The organism is Nonomuraea sp. NPDC054003 (assembly GCF_055585125.1).
On sequence record NZ_JBVJKR010000010.1, the window covers coordinates 125,086 to 141,211 of the forward strand.

The window sequence follows — 16,126 nt, forward strand, 5'->3', positions numbered from 1 at the left end:
CCTAGTCCTCGCGGCCGATCTCTACGTCCTCAAGCACGGCCAGCGCGTCGGGAACCAGGACCGCGGCCGAGTAGTAGGCGCTGACCAGGTAGGAGATGACGGCCTTCTCGTTGATGTTCATGAACCGGACCGACAGGCTCGGCTGGTACTCGTCGGGGATGCCGGTCTGGTGCAGCCCGATCACGCCCTGGTTCTCCTGGCCGGTGCGCATGAGCATGACCGAGCTGGTCCGCTGCGCGCTGATCGGGATCTTGTTGCACGGGAAGATCGGGACGCCCCGCCAGGCGGGCACCCGGTGGCCGCTCACCTCGGCGGCCTGCGGGTAGAGGCCGCGCTTGCTGCACTCCCTGCCGAAGGCGGCGATGGCCTGCGGGTGGGCCAGGAAGAACGCCGGCTCCTTCCACACCTTGGCCAGCAGGTCGTCCAGGTCGTCGGGGGTGGGCGGGCCGGTGCGGGTGCGGATGCGCTGGGCGAAGTCCGCGTTGTGCAGCAGCCCGAAGTCGCGGTTGTTGATCAGGTCGTGTTCCTGCCGCTCGCGCAGCGCCTCGATGGTCAGCCTGAGCTGCTGCTCCAGCTGGTTCATCGGCTGGTTGTAGAGGTCGGAGACCCGGCTGTGGACGCGCAGGACGGTCTGCGCCACGCTCAGCTCGTACTCACGCGGGCTCAGCTCGTAGTCGACGAACGTGCCGGGCAGCGTCGCCTCGCCGCTGTGGCCGGAGGACATCTCGATCGCGGCCTCGCCGTGGTCGTTGCGCGCCCGGTCACCGCCCGCCTGCCACGCCTCCAGGTGGTCGCGCAGCCCCGGCGAGCGGTCCAGCAGCGCCTGGAAGTCCTCGCGGGAGAGCGTCAGCAAGGTGGTGGCGGTCCTGGCGCGGGCCGAGAACTCCCAGGTGCCGCCGGAGGTGAGCATCGAGTCGCCCAGATGGTCGCCGTCGGCCAGCACGCCGAGGTTCTGCTCGTCGCCGTAGGCGCCCTGGGCGACCCTGCCGACGCGGCCGTGGGCGATCAGCACGAGCTGGTCGACGGGCTCGCCCTCGCGGACGATCTCGTCGCCCGGCTCGACCTCGCGCTGGGCGAACCGGTACGCGAGCGCCTCCAGGACCTCGATGTCGTCGAAACCGCGCAGCATCGGCAGCTCGCACAGCTCGGCGGGAACCACCCGCACCTCGGCGCCGCTCGTGCTGAACGTGATCCGGCCGTCTCCGAGCGTGTACGTGAGCCGCCGGTTGACGCGGAAGACACCGCCGGAGGTCTGCGTCCAGGGCAGGAGCTTGAGCAGCCACCGTGAGGTGATCTCCTGCATCTGCGGCGGGGTCTTCGTGGTCGTCGAGAGGTTGCGCGCGGCCTCGGTGCTGAGGCTCAGCTGCTGGCCTGCCGCGGCGGAGTCGGTCGTCTCGGTCATTCGGGCACCACCCATCATGAGAAATTTACGGAGAGTGACGAAAAAGTACGTTGGGTAATCGTTCGTGGGCAGGGGTCAGCCCCGGCCGTGCTCTCGACATGGCCGGGGTCAGCTGTCGCGGTGGGCGAGCCGGGCCGCGAACAGGGTCAGCGCCGCCCGCGCGTCGGGCGCGACCGGGGCGGTGTCGAGCGCCTCCACGGCCTGCCGGACCCGTGCGTCGATCATCGACTCGACCTCGGCGAGCGCGCCCGTCTCCAGCAGGATCAGGCGCAGCTCCGCCGCCTGCTCCTCGCCCAGCGCGGGGTTGCCGTGCCAGGCGGCGAGGTAGGCGAGCTGCTGGGGCGTGGCCCGCGCCAGCGCGTGCGCGACCAGCACGGTGTGCTTGCCGTCGCGCAGGTCGTCGAGCGCCGACTTGCCGGTCTCGCCCGACGAGCCGAACGTGCCGAGCACGTCGTCGCGGAGCTGGAACGCCTCCCCGAGCGGCACCCCGAACCGGGTGTAGGCGCGCAGCAGGCCCGGCTCGGCCCCGGCCAGCGCGCCGCCGATCTGCAGCGGCCGCTCGACGGTGTATTTGGCCGTCTTGAACCTGATCGTGGTCAGCGCCTGCTCCACGCTCGCCCCGGCGCGGAGCTGGGCCAGCATGTCCAGATACTGGCCGCTGATCACCTCGGTGCGCATGGAGTCGAAGACGCGGTGCGCGGCCCGCAGCCGGACCGGGTCCACGTCGCACGACGACAACAGGGCATCCGACCAGGACAGGCTGAGCGTGCCCAGGAGGATCCCGCCCGCCTGCCCGAAGGCCTCCGCGCCAGGTCCTTCGTGCAGGCGGGCGAGGCTTTTGTGGATCGTCGCCTGCCCGCGGCGCAACTCGCTGCCGTCCATGATGTCGTCATGGATCAGCAGCCCCGCATGGCAGAGCTCCAGCGCCGCGGCGGCGCTGATGATCTCGTCGCAGTCTTCGCCGCCGGCGCCCCGCCAGCCCCAGTAGCACAGCTGCGGCCGGATGCGCTTGCCCCCGCCGAGGATGAAGCCGACCAGCAACTCGTAGGCCGCCGCCACGTCGGGGTCGGCGACCGGGGGCCGCCAGCCCTCGAGGAACCCGGCCAGCCGGTCGTCGATGCGGGGCGCCAGCAAGTCGGGGGTGATGCTCACGGTCATCGGCCAGACTCCTTCAGGTCCGCTCTGTGCTACGAGTAGTTACTCACCGAATACGGAGTGTGTAAAGCGGGTTGAGGGACCCGAGTTTTCGAGGGATATCCAAGCCCTCCTCATGAACGTCCCTTGACCTGCGGTCCAGAGGGTCTAGGGGCGCGTATCCCGGGTATGCGGGCCTGGTCGATCGAGGGAGGCAGACCATGAGAGCCGTCACCTGGCACGGCAAGCGGGACGTACGCGTCGAAGAGGTGTCCGATCCGGAGATCAAGGAACCGACCGACGCCGTCATCAGGGTCACCAGCAGCGGCATCTGCGGCTCCGATCTCCACCTGTACGAGGTGCTCGGGCCGTTCCTGCAGGAGGGCGACATCCTCGGTCACGAGCCGATGGGCGTCGTGGAGGAGGTCGGCGCCCAGGTGACCGGGCTCAAGAAGGGTGACCGGGTGGTGATCCCGTTCAACATCGCCTGCGGCCACTGCCACATGTGCGGGCTGGAGCTCTACGCCCAGTGCGAGACCACCCAGGTCCGCGAGCACGGCATGGGCGCCGCGCTGTTCGGCTACACCAAGCTCTACGGCCAGGTGCCCGGCGGCCAGGCGGAGTACCTGCGGGTGCCGCAGGCGCAGTTCGGCCCGATCAGGGTGCCCGAAGGTCCGCCGGACGAGCGGTTCGTCTACCTGTCGGACGTGCTGCCCACTTCCTGGCAGGCCGTCGACTGGGCGGACATCCCCGACGGCGGCACCGTGGCCGTCTTCGGCTTGGGCCCCATCGGCCAGATGTGCGCCCGCATCGCCCGCCACCTGGGCCACCGGGTGATCGGCGTCGACGGGGTGCCCGAGCGCCTGGAGATGGCCCGCCGCCACGGCATCGAGACCGTCGACGCGAGCGACGTCACCGACGTGCCCGCCGCGATCCGCGACCTGACGTCCGGACGCGGCACCGACTCCGTGATCGACGCGGTCGGCATGGAGGCGCACGGCTCGCCGGCCGGCAAGCTCGCCCAGACGCTCACCGGCTTCCTGCCGGACAGGATGGCCGCGCCGCTCATGACCCACGCGGGCGTGGACCGGCTGGCCGCGCTCAACCAGTCCATCGAGAGCGTCCGGCGCGGCGGCACGATCTCGGTGATCGGCGTCTACGGCGGCATGGCCGATCCGATGCCGATGCTGCGCATGTTCGACAAGGGCATCACGCTGCGCATGGGCCAGGCGCACGTCAAGCGCTGGATCGGCGCGCTGATGCCGCTGCTCACCGACGACGGCGATCCGCTCGGCGTCATGGATCTCACCACGCACACCATGCCGCTCGACCAGGCGCCCGAAGCGTACGAGATGTTCCAGAAAAAGCGGGACGGTGCGATAAAGATCCTGCTCAAGCCGTGACTCCAGCGGTTTCGCCGCGCGAGAGGTGGGCAGCCACAGGCCCATGAGAGTCGTGGTGGTGGGGGCGACGGGGAATGTCGGGACCAGTGTGGTGCGAGCGCTGGAGGCGGACGAGAACGTGACGTCCGTCGTCGGCGTGGCCAGACGGCCGCCCGGCTCGCGCGGCGGCCCGACCGAGTGGCACAAGGCGGACGTGGTCCGCTCCGACCTGTCGCCCATCTTCGAGGGCGCCGACGTGGTCGTCCACCTGGCCTGGCTGTTCCAGCCGACCAGGGACGCCGTCGTCACCTGGAGGGCCAACGTGCTCGGCAGCACGCGGGTCTTCAGGGCGGCCGCGGAGGCGGGGGTCTCCGCTCTGGTGTACGCGTCCTCGGTGGGCGCGTACTCGCCCCGGCCGAAGGACGTGCCGGTGGACGAGAGCTGGCCCACCCACGGCTTCCCCGGCGCCGCGTACGGACGGGAGAAGGCCTACGTCGAGCGGGTGCTCGACGTGTTCGAGAACGACAACCCGGGCATCCGGGTGGTGCGCATGCGGCCCGGGTTCATCTTCAAGCGCGAGGCGGCCTCCGAGCAGCGCAGGCTGTTCGCCGGGCCGTTCCTGCCGCGGCGGATGGTCAAGGCGGGGCGCATCCCGTTCGTGCCCGACATCCCCGGGCTCAAGCTGCAGGTGCTGCACGCCGAGGACGCGGCCGAGGCCTACCGGCTGGCCGTCACCAAGCCGGTCAGCGGGGCCTTCAACATCGCCGCCGAGCCGGTGCTCGACCCGCGCACGCTGGCCGAGCTGCTCGGCGCCCGCGTCGTGCCGGTCTCCGGGCCGCTGGCCAGGGCCGCCGTGTCGGCCGGCTGGCACCTGCGGCTGGTGCCCGCCGCGCCGGGCCTGATGGAGCTGGCGCTCGCGATCCCGCTGATGAACGTCGACAGGGCCCGCGAGGTGCTCGGCTGGACGCCCCGGCACACCTCGGAGGACGCGATCCGTACCGCGCTGGAGGGCATGCACGACGGCGCCGGCGGGGACACCGCCCCGCTCGCGCCCGACAGCATGCGCGGCCGCCTGCGTGAACTCGCCACGGGGGTCGGCGCCCGCGCCACCCCTGGAAGGTGAGAAACGCCACCGTCTCCGGCAAGGCAGTGTAAATCCCTGATGTCAGGGAAATGGGTGAACTACGCGAGGTCCGGAAGCGCGGCCTGGGTGTCATCGCGACACGGAGGAACCGCATGGATCTCGAACCCTCGATCGTGCCGGCCGGTCGGCAGCTCGGCGGCTCTCGCGCGCCCGCCCCGGGCTCACCATCGCCACCCGATCGAACGCGTACGAGCACCGCACGTATGACGCCTGCCTTCGAGTCCCGCGCGTCGGCGACACCAGGCAATCGCGAGGAGCCTGCCATGCGCACTCTTCTGGCCCAGCCCTTCACCGTCGAGGAGGTGGCCGAGCTGCGCCATGCCGTCGCGCGGCACGCGACGGGCTGCGGGCTGGTGAGCCCGCGCCTCGACGACTTCGTCCTGGCCGTGCACGAGAGCGTCATCAACGCCGTGGCGCACGCGGGCGGGAGCGGCCACGTCACGCTGCGGACGGTGGACGGGCTCCTGCGGGCGGAGACGGTCGACAGGGGATCGGGGATCCCCCGCGGCCGCCTGAACGGTCACAGCCTGCCGGGCGACTCGGCCTTCGACGGCCGGGGGCTCTACCTGATCCGCCGGTTGAGCGACGGCGTCATGTTCAGCACCGGTCCCCAGGGGACCCGGGTGGAGATCACCATGCGCCTGCCGGAGAACCGCGGGAGGCGGCTGTCACCCATGAGACGCGTCCGGGTGGCGGTCACCGGGCTGGGCCGCCATCCAGGCACCTTCGTCGCCTGAACCCCAGGACCGAGGCCCCGCCTGCCGTGACACAGCCCGCGCCTTCGGCGGGCGGGGTCCTCGCATAGGCTCGCAGGAGAGCCTGAGATCTGGGGAGCAGCGCGTGAGCGAGCGCAAACCGCCGGGGATGCCCTTCGAGAACTGGGTCGACCGGCAGATCCGTGAGGCCATGGAGCGCGGGGAGTTCGACGATTTGCCGGGCGCCGGCAAGCCCATCCCCGGCCTCGACCGGCCGTACGACGAGATGTGGTGGATCAAGCAGAAGGTGCGCGCCGAGGGTCTGTCCATGCCGCTGCCGCCGACGCTCCAGCTGCGCAAGGACGCCGAGGAGGCGCTGCGCCTGGCCGAGGGGGCGCGCACCGAGGCCGAGCTGCGGCGGATCGTCGGGGAGATCAACGACAGGATCCGCGAGGCGATCAGGACCGGTCTGTCGGGGCCTCCGCTCAACCTCGTGCCGTACGACGTCGAACGCCTCGTCGCGCGGTGGCGCGAGAGGCGTTCGAAGTGATCATGTGCCTTTGATACGTGGCTTTTTGATACAGGGCCCAGGCCGGGGCTGATCCGGCGGCCTGGGCCCTGTGCCGTGTGTCAGGACAGCGGCGGGTACGCGTTCCTGACGAGCTCTCTGAACTGGGCGGAGAACCACTGGCCGGAGATCGGCGCGTCAGCCAGGGCGCCGGTCAGGTTGTTGCCGTTGAGCTCGTTGCCCGTGTAGGTGGGGTCGCACATCCGGTCGAAGCGCTTGCCCTCGTCGTTCTGGATCTCCCTGCTGGCGCCGTCCGACTCGCCCGGAGGCTTGATCCAGACGTAGGCGTCGAAGCCCGCCGCCGGGGCGGCCTGCGGCCGCTCGCCGAGGCCCGCGCCGCTCTGGTTGCACCAGTTGCCGGCGTGGATGCGGCGGTCGATCCTGGACTCGTTCACGAACGTGTTCACGTTGGTCGAGGTGCTCGCCGCGCCCGGGCGGGCGGTGCCGCCCCAGCCGTTGCGCGAGGTGTCGACGAGCATGCCCAGCCCCTGACGGAAGCCCTTGGCGATCAGGGCGTTGCGCAGGGCGGTGGCGAAGGTCGCCTCGTCGATGTACCAGTTCCAGTCCACCCAGGTGGACTGGCGGACCGAGGTGCCGTTGACCGTGGTGTTGATCGTGTAGTGCGGCTCCCTCAGGCCGGAGTAGTTGGCGGTGTTGACGATGAAGCCGTCCACGCTGTCCACACCCGCGGCGGTGCCGGCCACGGTCTGGTAGAAGAGGTCGACCGCGGGCTGGAAGTTCGAGTCCCAGCCGAGCCAGGCGTGGTGGGCGGCGTCGACGTAGGTGTAGACGTTGGTGATCGCGTGCAGCTTGTCGAGCGCGTAGCGGACGCCGTCACGGTAGCCGCCGGGGCCGTCCGCCTCGCGGCAGTCGGCGAACTGGTCGGTGTTGGTGATCAGGTTCGGCAGCGAGTCGGGCTCGATGATCGTGACGATGCGCAGGTTGGCGTACTGCGAGTCGTCCAGGATGTCGGCGATCGGGTCGATGTACTCGCTCTTGTAGCGGTTGAAGCCGTTCTCGGAGATGCGCAGCTCGCCGTTGGAGGCCAGCGCCGAGCAGTCGCGGTTCGGCAGGTTGTAGATGACGACCTGGATGGTCAGCGGCGAGGCGCCGTTGGCGGCGTCCTGCCTGACGGCCTCGTCCATGTGCTCGCGCAGGCTCATCGCGGTGGCGGAGCCGGCGATGGCGGCGGTCCGGTCCATCCAGACGGCGGTGGAGATGTTGGCCACCGCCGCGCCGCCGGGCTCGGCCGCGGCCTTGGCCGACCAGTTGGGGTTGACGTAGCCGGTGGCTCCCGCGTACGGGTTCTCGACGTGCGTCGGGTTGGTGCCGCCGTCGTCGTCCGCCTCGGTGGCGGTGACGGTGCGGGAGGTCAGGCCGGTGGAGGCCACGGTGAAGGTGCGGGTGCCCGCCGTGGTGTCGGAGTCCTGCGCCGCGGCCAGGGTCACGGTCTGCGGGGTGTTCCAGTTGTCCGGCGTGAAGGTGAGCGAGGCACCGGCGGAGACGGTCAGGCTCGTGTCGCCGCTGCCGGCGGTCGTGGTGACGGTCACGTTCGCGGTGGGCCTGGCGGCCAGCCGGACGGTGAACGTGGCGGTGCCGCCCTCCGGCACGGTCACGGACGTGGGCGTGACGATCAGCGACTGCTCCTGCGTGGCGTCGTCGTCCACCTCGCTCGCGTTGACGCTCGCCGAGGTGACGCCGGTGCCGCCCACGGTGAAGACGGCGGTGCCGGAGACGGTGTCGGCGTCCTGCGCGGCTGCGAGCGTCACGGTCTGCGGGGTGTTCCAGTTGCTCGGGGTGAAGGTGAGCGAGGCGCCGGAGGAGACGGTCAGGTCGGTGTCACCGCTGGTCCTGGTGGTGCTCACGGTCACGTTGGAGGAGGGGGCGGACGAAAGGCGGGCGGTGAAGGTGGCGGTGCCGCCCTCGGCGACCGCGACCGAGCTGGCGGAGGTGATGACCGAGGGGGTCACGCCGCCGGGCCCGCCACAGGTGGTGCCGTTCACGGCGAACGACGTCGGGTTCGGGTTGGTGCCCGACCAGGTGCCGTTGAAGCCCACCGAGATGCTGGCGCCGGTGGCCAGGCTGCCGTTCCACGGCATGTTCCGGCCGGTCATGGTGGTGCCGGACTGGCTCCAGGAGGCGCCCCAGCCGTCGGGGGTGTAGCGCTGGGTGGTGGTCGGGAAGTCGAAGGTCAGCGTCCAGTTGCTGAGCGGGTCGCCGAGGTTCTTCAGCGTGATGCCGGCGGTGAAGCCGCCCTGACCCGGACTGGAGGTCCACGTGTTGGGGGTGTACACGACGTCGCAGGCGACCGCGGCGTGCGCCGCCGTGGTCTGCCCGGCGACCAGGCCGAAGGCCGCGACGAGGGTCGCGGTCGCGGTCACGGCCCATCTGCGCAGGCCGCGTGGGATCTTCACGAGTCATCAACTCCAGGGGGACAGAGGCTGACTGGGAGCGCTCCCAATGGTGCAACCGGTCCGCCAGGGTGTACAGCCGACGACACTCCGCGAGCCCCGTCACGCCGTCGCACGCTCGCCGAACGCCCCTTAACCGGCGTGAAACTTTCATGCCACGCCACCAGGTGAGAGGAAATACCGGCGTCACCCGGAGGGCATTTCGTTGACATCGCCTCCACGGCGCAACGCACAATCCCCATGGGAGCGCTCCCACCCCCTACTCCCATGGAGCAACCGTGATCCGTAGACCCCGTTCGATGCTCGCACGCCTGGCCAGGAGGCTCGCCGCACCCGCGGTCCTGGTCCTCGTGGCGGGCACCACCACCGTACTCGCCCAGGCGCCCGCCAGCGCGGCCGTCGCCTGCCAGGTGTCCTACACCTCCAACGACTGGAGCAGCGGCTCCAGCGGCGGCTTCACCGCGGCCATCACCATCGAGAACCGCGGCGACCCGCTCAGCAACTGGACGCTGACCTTCGACTTCCCGACCACCACCCAGCGCTACCAGCAGGGCTGGAGCGCCACCTGGAGCCAGTCCGGCACGCGGGTCACGGCGCAGAACATGCCGTGGAACGGCAACCTGGCCACCGGCGCCAGCACCTCCATCGGCTTCAACGGCACCTGGTCGGGCAGCAACCCGGCGCCCACCTCGTTCGCGATCAACGGCACCACCTGCGGCGACGAGGACGTCAACGACCCGCCCACGGTCTCGCTGACCTCGCCGAACGCCGGGCAGAGCTTCACCGCCCCGGCCACCGTGCCGATCGCCGCGACCGCCGCGGACGCCGACGGCACCGTCGCCAAGGTCGACTTCTACCAGGGCAGCACGCTGCTGGGCACCGACACCAGCGCGCCCTACACCTACAACTGGCAGAACGTGGCGGCGGGCAACTACTCGATCACCGCCAGGGCGACCGACGACGACGGTGACACCACCGTGTCGTCCCCGGTCGGGATCACCGTCACGTCGACCAACACGCCGGCGCTCCTCGTCAGCCCGCTCAGCCTGGCCGTGCCCGAGTCGGGCGACGCCTCCTTCTCCGTCCGGCTCTCGGCACAGCCCTCCGGCAACGTGTCCGTGACCACCGCGCGGGTGAGCGGCGACACCGACCTGACCGTCGGCACCGGCGCGACCCGCACGTTCAGCACGTCGAACTGGAACACCGCGCAGACCGTGACGCTCAACGCCGCCGACGACGCGGACGACGTCAGCGGCTCGGCCGTGTTCAGGGTCAGCGCCAGCGGCTACGCCCCGGTCGAGGTCAACGCCACCGAGGTGGACGACGACGGGACCGGCGGCGACAACGAGTACATCCAGCGCTTCACCGAGATGTACAACGACCTGCACGACCCCGCCAACGGCTACTTCTCGCCCGAGGGCGTGCCGTACCACTCGGTGGAGACGTTCATGGTCGAGGCGCCCGACCACGGGCACGAGACCACGTCCGAGGCCTACAGCTACTACCTGTGGCTGGAGGCGGTCTACGGGCAGGTCACCGGTGACTGGACGAAGTTCAACAACGCCTGGGCCTCCATGGAGAGGTACATCATCCCGGCCACCGCCGACCAGCCGACGAACTCGTTCTACGACCCGTCCAAGCCGGCCACGTACGCGGCCGAGCACACCAGCGTCAGCAACTACCCGTCGCAGATCGAGCAGGGCGTGAGCGTGGGCAGCGACCCGATCGCGGGCGAGTTGCAGAGCGCGTACGGCACCCGCGACATCTACGGCATGCACTGGCTGCTCGACGTCGACAACACCTACGGCTTCGGCCGCTGCGGCGACGGCACCACCAAGCCCGCCTACATCAACACCTACCAGCGCGGGCCCGAGGAGTCCGTGTTCGAGACCATCCCGCAGCCGTCGTGCGACACGTTCGAGCACGGCGGGCCCAACGGCTTCCTCGACCTGTTCATCAAGGACTCCTCCTACGCCAAGCAGTGGAAGTACACCAACGCCCCCGACGCCGACGCCCGCGCCGTGCAGGTGGCGTACTGGGCGCTGACCTGGGCCAAGGCGCAGGGCAAGGAGTCGCAGATCTCCGCCACCGTGGCCAAGGCCGCCAAGATGGGCGACTACCTGCGCTACTCGATGTACGACAAGTACTTCAAGCAGCCCGGGTGCACCAGCCCGTCGTGCCCGGCCGGCACCGGCAAGAACGCCGCCTCCTACCTGATGTCCTGGTACTACGCCTGGGGCGGCGCGACCGACGCCAACGCGGGCTGGGCCTGGCGGATCGGCTCCAGCCACAACCACTCCGGCTACCAGAACCCGTTCGCCGCCTGGGCCCTGTCGAACGTGGCCGAGCTGCGTCCGCGCAGCTCCACCGGCGCCAACGACTGGAGCACCAGCCTCACCCGGCAGCTGCAGTTCTACACCTGGCTGCAGTCGGCCGAGGGCGCGATCGCGGGCGGCGCCACCAACAGCTGGGAAGGCGACTACGGCACCCCGCCGAGCAACCTGCCCAAGTTCCACGGCATGACCTACGACTGGCAGCCCGTCTACCACGACCCGCCGTCCAACCAGTGGTTCGGCTTCCAGGCCTGGACCATGGAGCGGGTGGCCGAGCTGTACAACGTGACCGGCAACGCCGACGCCAAGCGGCTGCTCGACAAGTGGGTCACCTGGGCGCTCGACAACACCACCGTCAGCAGCGGCGGCGACTACCAGATCCCGTCCACGCTGCGCTGGACCGGCGCGCCCGCGGGCAACTTCAACGCCACCACCGGCATGCCGCCGGCCAACCCGAACCTGCACGTCGAGGTCGTCAACCACACCCAGGACGTGGGCGTCGCCGGCTCCTACACCAAGGTGCTCATGTACTACGCGGCCAGGGCGAACCACGCCGAGGCCCGTGACACGGCCAAGGCGCTGCTCGACGCCGTGTGGGAGAACCGCGACGACAAGGGCGTCTCGGTCGAGGAGACCAAGGCCGACTACCAGCGCGTCGACGACCCGGTCTACGTGCCGCCGGGCTGGACCGGCACCATGCCGAACGGCGACCCGATCAACTCGAACTCCACGTTCCTGTCGATCAGGTCCTTCTACGAGGACGACCCCGACTGGCCCGAGGTCCAGGCGTACCTGGACGGCACCGGGCCGGTGCCCACCTTCAACTACCACCGGTTCTGGGCGCAGGTCGACGTGGCCGTGGCCCTGGCCGAATACGGGCGGCTCTTCCCGTGATCAGCCGCACCCTCCGGAGGGCCGCCGCCGTCGCGGCGGCGGCCCTCGCCCTCCCGCTCCTCGCCGTACCGGGCGCCCAAGCTTCGGCGGCCCCGGCGTTCGCGTACGGCGAGGCCCTTCAGAAGTCGCTCTGGTTCTACGAGGCCCAGCAGTCGGGCGAGCTGCCCGACTGGAACCGGGTCGGATGGCGGGGCGACTCCGCGACGGACGACGGCGCCGACGTCGGACGCGACCTGACCGGCGGCTGGTACGACGCCGGCGACCACGTCAAGTTCGGCTTCCCGATGGCGTTCTCCGCCACCATGCTGGCCTGGGGCGCGGTCGAGTACCGCGACGCCTACCAGAACTCCGGACAGCTCACCCACCTGCTGAACAACCTGCGGTGGGTCAACGACTACTTCATCAAGGCCCACCCGTCGCCGAACGTCCTGTACGGCCAGGTCGGCAACGGCGGCACCGACCATGCCTGGTGGGGCCCGGCCGAGGCGATGTCCATGGCGCGTCCCTCGTACAAGATCGACGCGTCGTGCGGCGGGTCGGACCTGGCGGGCGAGACGGCGGCGGCGATGGCCGCCGCGTCGATCGTCTTCCGGCCGACCGACCCCGGCTACGCCGACACGCTGGTCACCCATGCCAGGCAGCTCTACACCTTCGCCGACACCGTGAGAAAGGAGTACAGCGACTGCATCACAGACGCCCAGAGCTACTACAACTCCTGGAGCGGATACACCGATGAGCTGGTCTGGGGCGCGATCTGGCTGTACAGGGCAACGCAGGACTCGACCTTCCTGACCAAGGCCGAGTCGCTCTACGACAGCCTGGGCACCGAGCCCCAGACCTCCATCAAGTCGTACAAGTGGACCATCGCCTGGGACGACAAGTCCTACGGCACCTACGTGCTGCTGCACAAGCTGACCGGCAAGCAGAAGTACCTCGACGACGCCAACCGCTGGCTCGACTGGTGGACGGTCGGGGTGAACGGCTCCCGGGTGGCGTACTCGCCCGGCGGCCAGGCCGTGCTGGACCGGTGGGGGTCACTGCGGTACGCGGCCAACACCGCCTTCGCGGCGCTCGTGCACAGCGACTCGATCACCGACGCCACCCGTAAGGCCCGCTACCACGACTTCGCGGTACGGCAGATCGGCTACGCGCTCGGCGACAACCCCCGCAACTCGTCCTACGTGATCGGGTTCGGGAACAACCCGCCCAAGAACCCGCACCACCGCACCGCGCACGGCTCGTGGACGGACCAGCTCTCCTCCCCGGTGGAGACCCGCCACACCCTGTACGGAGCGCTCGTCGGCGGGCCGCCCGACCCCAACGACGCCTACACCGACAAGCGTGACGACTACGTGATGAACGAGGTCGCCACCGACTACAACGCGGGCTTCACCAGCGCGCTCGCCCGGCTCTACCGGGAGTACGGCGGGCCGCCGGCGGCGGGCTTCCCCACCGAGGAGACGCCCGACGGGCCGGAGATCTTCGTGGAGGCCGGGGTCAACGCCACCGGCGCGAACTTCACCGAGATCAAGGCCATCATCCGCAACCGGTCGGCCTGGCCCGCCCGGGTCCTGGACGACGGGTCGTTCCGCTACTACTTCACCCTCGACGGCGCGACCACGGCCTCGCAGATCACCGTGTCGTCCGCGTACACCCAGTGCGCGGCCCCGACGCTGCACCCGGCCGGCGGCAGCACGTACTACGTGTCCGTCGACTGCTCCGGCCAGCGCATCGCCCCGGCGGGACAGTCGCAGCACCGCAGGGAGATCCAGTTCCGCATCGCCAGCTCCGGCACGTGGGACCCGGCCAACGACTGGTCCTACCGCGGCGTGACCACCACGCCGGGCGCGACGCCGGTACGGGTCGACAACATCACCCTCTACAGCGGCGGCACCAAGATCTGGGGCCAGCCGCCAGGACCCGAGGAGGAGGACGACACCCCGCCCGGCAGGCCGGGCACCCCGGCGGCTTCCGCGATCACCGGCTCCACCGCCAGGCTGACGTGGAGCGCCGCCACCGACAACGTGGGCGTCAGCGGTTATGACGTCTACCTGGAAGGGGAGAAGGCGGGCACCGCGACGGGCACGACCTTCGACCTGACCGGGCTCACGCCCGGCACCGGCTACACCGCGTACGTCGTCGCCAGGGACGCGGCCGGCAACACCTCTCCGCCGTCCGGCAGCGTCACGTTCACCACCACCGACGAACCGGCCCCGACCGGCGGCTGCACCGCCGCGTTCAAGGTCGTCAACTCGTGGAGCGGCGGCTACCAGGGCGAGGTCACGGTGAAGAACGCCGGCACCTCGCAGATCACCGGCTGGGCCGTCTCCTGGACCGGCTCCGGCGCCATCACCCAGATCTGGGGCGGCAGGCACACCGCGTCGGGCTCGACCGTCACCGTGCGGAACGAGACCTGGAACGGCTCCCTGGCCCCCGGAGGCACCACCACGTTCGGCTTCCTGGCCAACGGCGGCGGTGTCGTACCCGACCCCATCACCTGCACCTCTGAGGGCAGCACATGAGATCACGCCTCGCCGCCCTGGCGGCGCTCATCCTCCTCCCGGTCGCCCTGATCAGCCAACCGGCGCACGCCGCCGTCGGCATCCACGTCAGCGGCGCGAACATCGTCGAAAGCGGCGGACAGAACCTGATCTTCCGCGGCACCAGCCACGCCCACACCTGGTACACCAGCCAGACCCAGTCCTTCCGCGACATCAAGTCGCTCGGCGCCAACGCCGTGCGCGTGGTGCTCAGCGGCGGCCGGTGGACCCCCAACAACACCGCCGACGTGGCCAACGTCGTCTCCCTGTGCAAGCAGAACAAGCTGATCTGCGTCCTGGAGAACCACGACACCACCGGGTACGGCGAGCAGAGCGGCGCCTACACCCTCGACCAGGCCGCCGACTACTGGATCAGCGTCAAGTCCGCCCTGGTGGGCCAGGAGGACTACGTCGTCGTGAACATCGGCAACGAGCCCATCGGCAACAACGCGGTCACCCCGGGCTGGGCCGCCGCCACCTCGGCCGCGATCCAGAAGCTGCGGACCAACGGCTTCGACCACGCGCTCATGGTCGACGCCCCCAACTGGGGCCAGGACTGGCAGTTCGGCATGCGCGACAACGCCAGGACCGTCTTCGACAGCGACCCCGACCGCAACGTGATCTTCTCGATCCACATGTACGGGGTCTTCGACACGGCCGCGGAGATCACCGCCTACATGGACGCGTTCAGGACCGCCGGGCTGCCGCTGGTCGTGGGCGAGTTCGGGCACAACCACTCCGACGGCGACCCCGACGAGGACACGATCATGGCCCAGGCCGTGAGCCGCGGCCTCGGCTACTTCGGCTGGTCGTGGAGCGGCAACGGCGGCGGCGTCGAGTACCTCGACCAGGTCACCAACTTCGACGTCAACCAGCTCACCTCCTGGGGCCAGCGGCTCTTCAACGGGACCAACGGCATCAGGGCGACCTCCCGCGAGGCCGCGATCTACGGCGGCGGCGGCCCGGTCGACACCACCCCGCCGTCCACCCCCGGCACCCCGTCGGCGTCGAACGTGACCGCCACCGGCGCCCGCCTGACCTGGACCGCCTCCACCGACAACGTGGGCGTCACCGGCTACGACGTCTACCGCTCGGGAGGCACGCTCCTCGGCCAGACGGCCACCAACGCGATCACGCTCTCCGGCCTCACCCCGTCCACCGCCTACCAGGTGTACGTGCGGGCCAGGGACGCGGCGGGCAACCAGTCCGGCTCGTCCCCGAACGCCTCGTTCACCACCCAGCCCGGCAGCTCGGGCGGCGGCTGCTCGGTGGCTCCCACCGTGCAGAGCCAGTGGGGCGACGGGTACGTCGTCCAGGCCGGCGTCACCAACACCGGCACCTCGGCCGTGACGGGGTGGACGGTGACGTTCACGCTGCCCGCCGGCCACCAGATCACCGGCTCCTGGAACGCCACGGTGTCCGTCAGCGGCCAGACCGTGACCGCCAGGAACGCGAGCTACAACGGCAACCTCGGCCCCGGCGGCAGCACCAGCTTCGGTTTCCAGGCCAGTAGGCCCGGCGGCCAGACGAGCGTGCCGTCCGGCTACACCTGCGCCACCTGACCACCCCGTTCCCCGCCCGAGGAGGTGAGGCCCCACCCCGATGAAGTGAACCGCCCCTGCG

10 protein-coding genes are annotated in these 16,126 nt (G+C 70.4%); 7 read left to right on the top strand and 3 right to left on the bottom strand.

Features of this window, described 5'->3' with window-relative positions:
- Position 1 precedes the first annotated feature (1 nt).
- Positions 2-1,402, bottom strand: coding sequence for a family 2B encapsulin nanocompartment shell protein (locus ACZ6YG_RS26275; RefSeq protein WP_148035565.1), 1,401 nt, complete (start codon positions 1,400-1,402; stop codon positions 2-4).
- Positions 1,403-1,510: 108 nt separating this feature from the next.
- Positions 1,511-2,560 carry a polyprenyl synthetase family protein gene (locus ACZ6YG_RS26280; RefSeq protein WP_148035564.1) on the bottom strand — a complete coding sequence of 350 codons (1,050 nt, stop codon included), beginning with the start codon at positions 2,558-2,560 and terminating at the stop codon, positions 1,511-1,513.
- 197 nt (positions 2,561-2,757) lie between these two features.
- Here ACZ6YG_RS26280 and ACZ6YG_RS26285 point away from each other — a divergent pair, with 197 nt between their 5' ends.
- The 4 genes from ACZ6YG_RS26285 (at position 2,758) to ACZ6YG_RS26300 (ending at position 6,307) form a co-directional block, all read left to right on the top strand.
- Complete coding sequence (locus ACZ6YG_RS26285; RefSeq protein WP_148035563.1) at positions 2,758-3,939, top strand: zinc-dependent alcohol dehydrogenase; 1,182 nt, start codon at positions 2,758-2,760, stop codon at positions 3,937-3,939.
- A 43-nt stretch (positions 3,940-3,982) separates the two neighbouring features.
- The gene (locus ACZ6YG_RS26290; protein ID WP_466019457.1) at positions 3,983-5,041 is read left to right on the top strand and encodes an NAD-dependent epimerase/dehydratase family protein; all 1,059 of its coding nucleotides are present in this window, start codon (positions 3,983-3,985) and stop codon (positions 5,039-5,041) included.
- Positions 5,042-5,325: 284 nt separating this feature from the next.
- Entirely contained in the window at positions 5,326-5,799 is a 474-nt protein-coding gene (locus ACZ6YG_RS26295) for an ATP-binding protein (protein WP_187281516.1), read from the top strand.
- 103 nt (positions 5,800-5,902) lie between these two features.
- The gene (locus tag ACZ6YG_RS26300) at positions 5,903-6,307 is read left to right on the top strand and encodes a DnaJ family domain-containing protein (RefSeq protein WP_148035560.1); all 405 of its coding nucleotides are present in this window, start codon (positions 5,903-5,905) and stop codon (positions 6,305-6,307) included.
- Between the two features lie 80 nt (positions 6,308-6,387).
- Here ACZ6YG_RS26300 and ACZ6YG_RS26305 read toward each other — a convergent pair whose 3' ends face one another.
- On the bottom strand, positions 6,388-8,739 hold the full coding sequence (locus ACZ6YG_RS26305; RefSeq protein ID WP_466019458.1) for a glycoside hydrolase family 6 protein: 2,352 nt from the start codon (positions 8,737-8,739) through the stop codon (positions 6,388-6,390).
- A gap of 296 nt (positions 8,740-9,035) precedes the next feature.
- Here ACZ6YG_RS26305 and ACZ6YG_RS26310 point away from each other — a divergent pair, with 296 nt between their 5' ends.
- Genes ACZ6YG_RS26310 through ACZ6YG_RS26320 form a run of 3 tightly spaced genes read left to right on the top strand, consistent with a single transcriptional unit; the run spans position 9,036 to position 16,065 of the window.
- Positions 9,036-11,963 carry a glycoside hydrolase family 48 protein gene (locus tag ACZ6YG_RS26310; protein ID WP_466019584.1) on the top strand — a complete coding sequence of 976 codons (2,928 nt, stop codon included), beginning with the start codon at positions 9,036-9,038 and terminating at the stop codon, positions 11,961-11,963.
- Positions 11,906-14,485 carry a glycoside hydrolase family 9 protein gene (locus ACZ6YG_RS26315; protein ID WP_466019585.1) on the top strand — a complete coding sequence of 860 codons (2,580 nt, stop codon included), beginning with the start codon at positions 11,906-11,908 and terminating at the stop codon, positions 14,483-14,485. Before ACZ6YG_RS26310 ends, ACZ6YG_RS26315 begins: the two co-directional genes overlap by 58 nt.
- Entirely contained in the window at positions 14,482-16,065 is a 1,584-nt protein-coding gene (locus ACZ6YG_RS26320) for a cellulase family glycosylhydrolase (RefSeq protein ID WP_466019459.1), read from the top strand. The genes ACZ6YG_RS26315 and ACZ6YG_RS26320 overlap by 4 nt, the downstream gene beginning before the upstream one ends.
- Positions 16,066-16,126 lie beyond the last annotated feature (61 nt).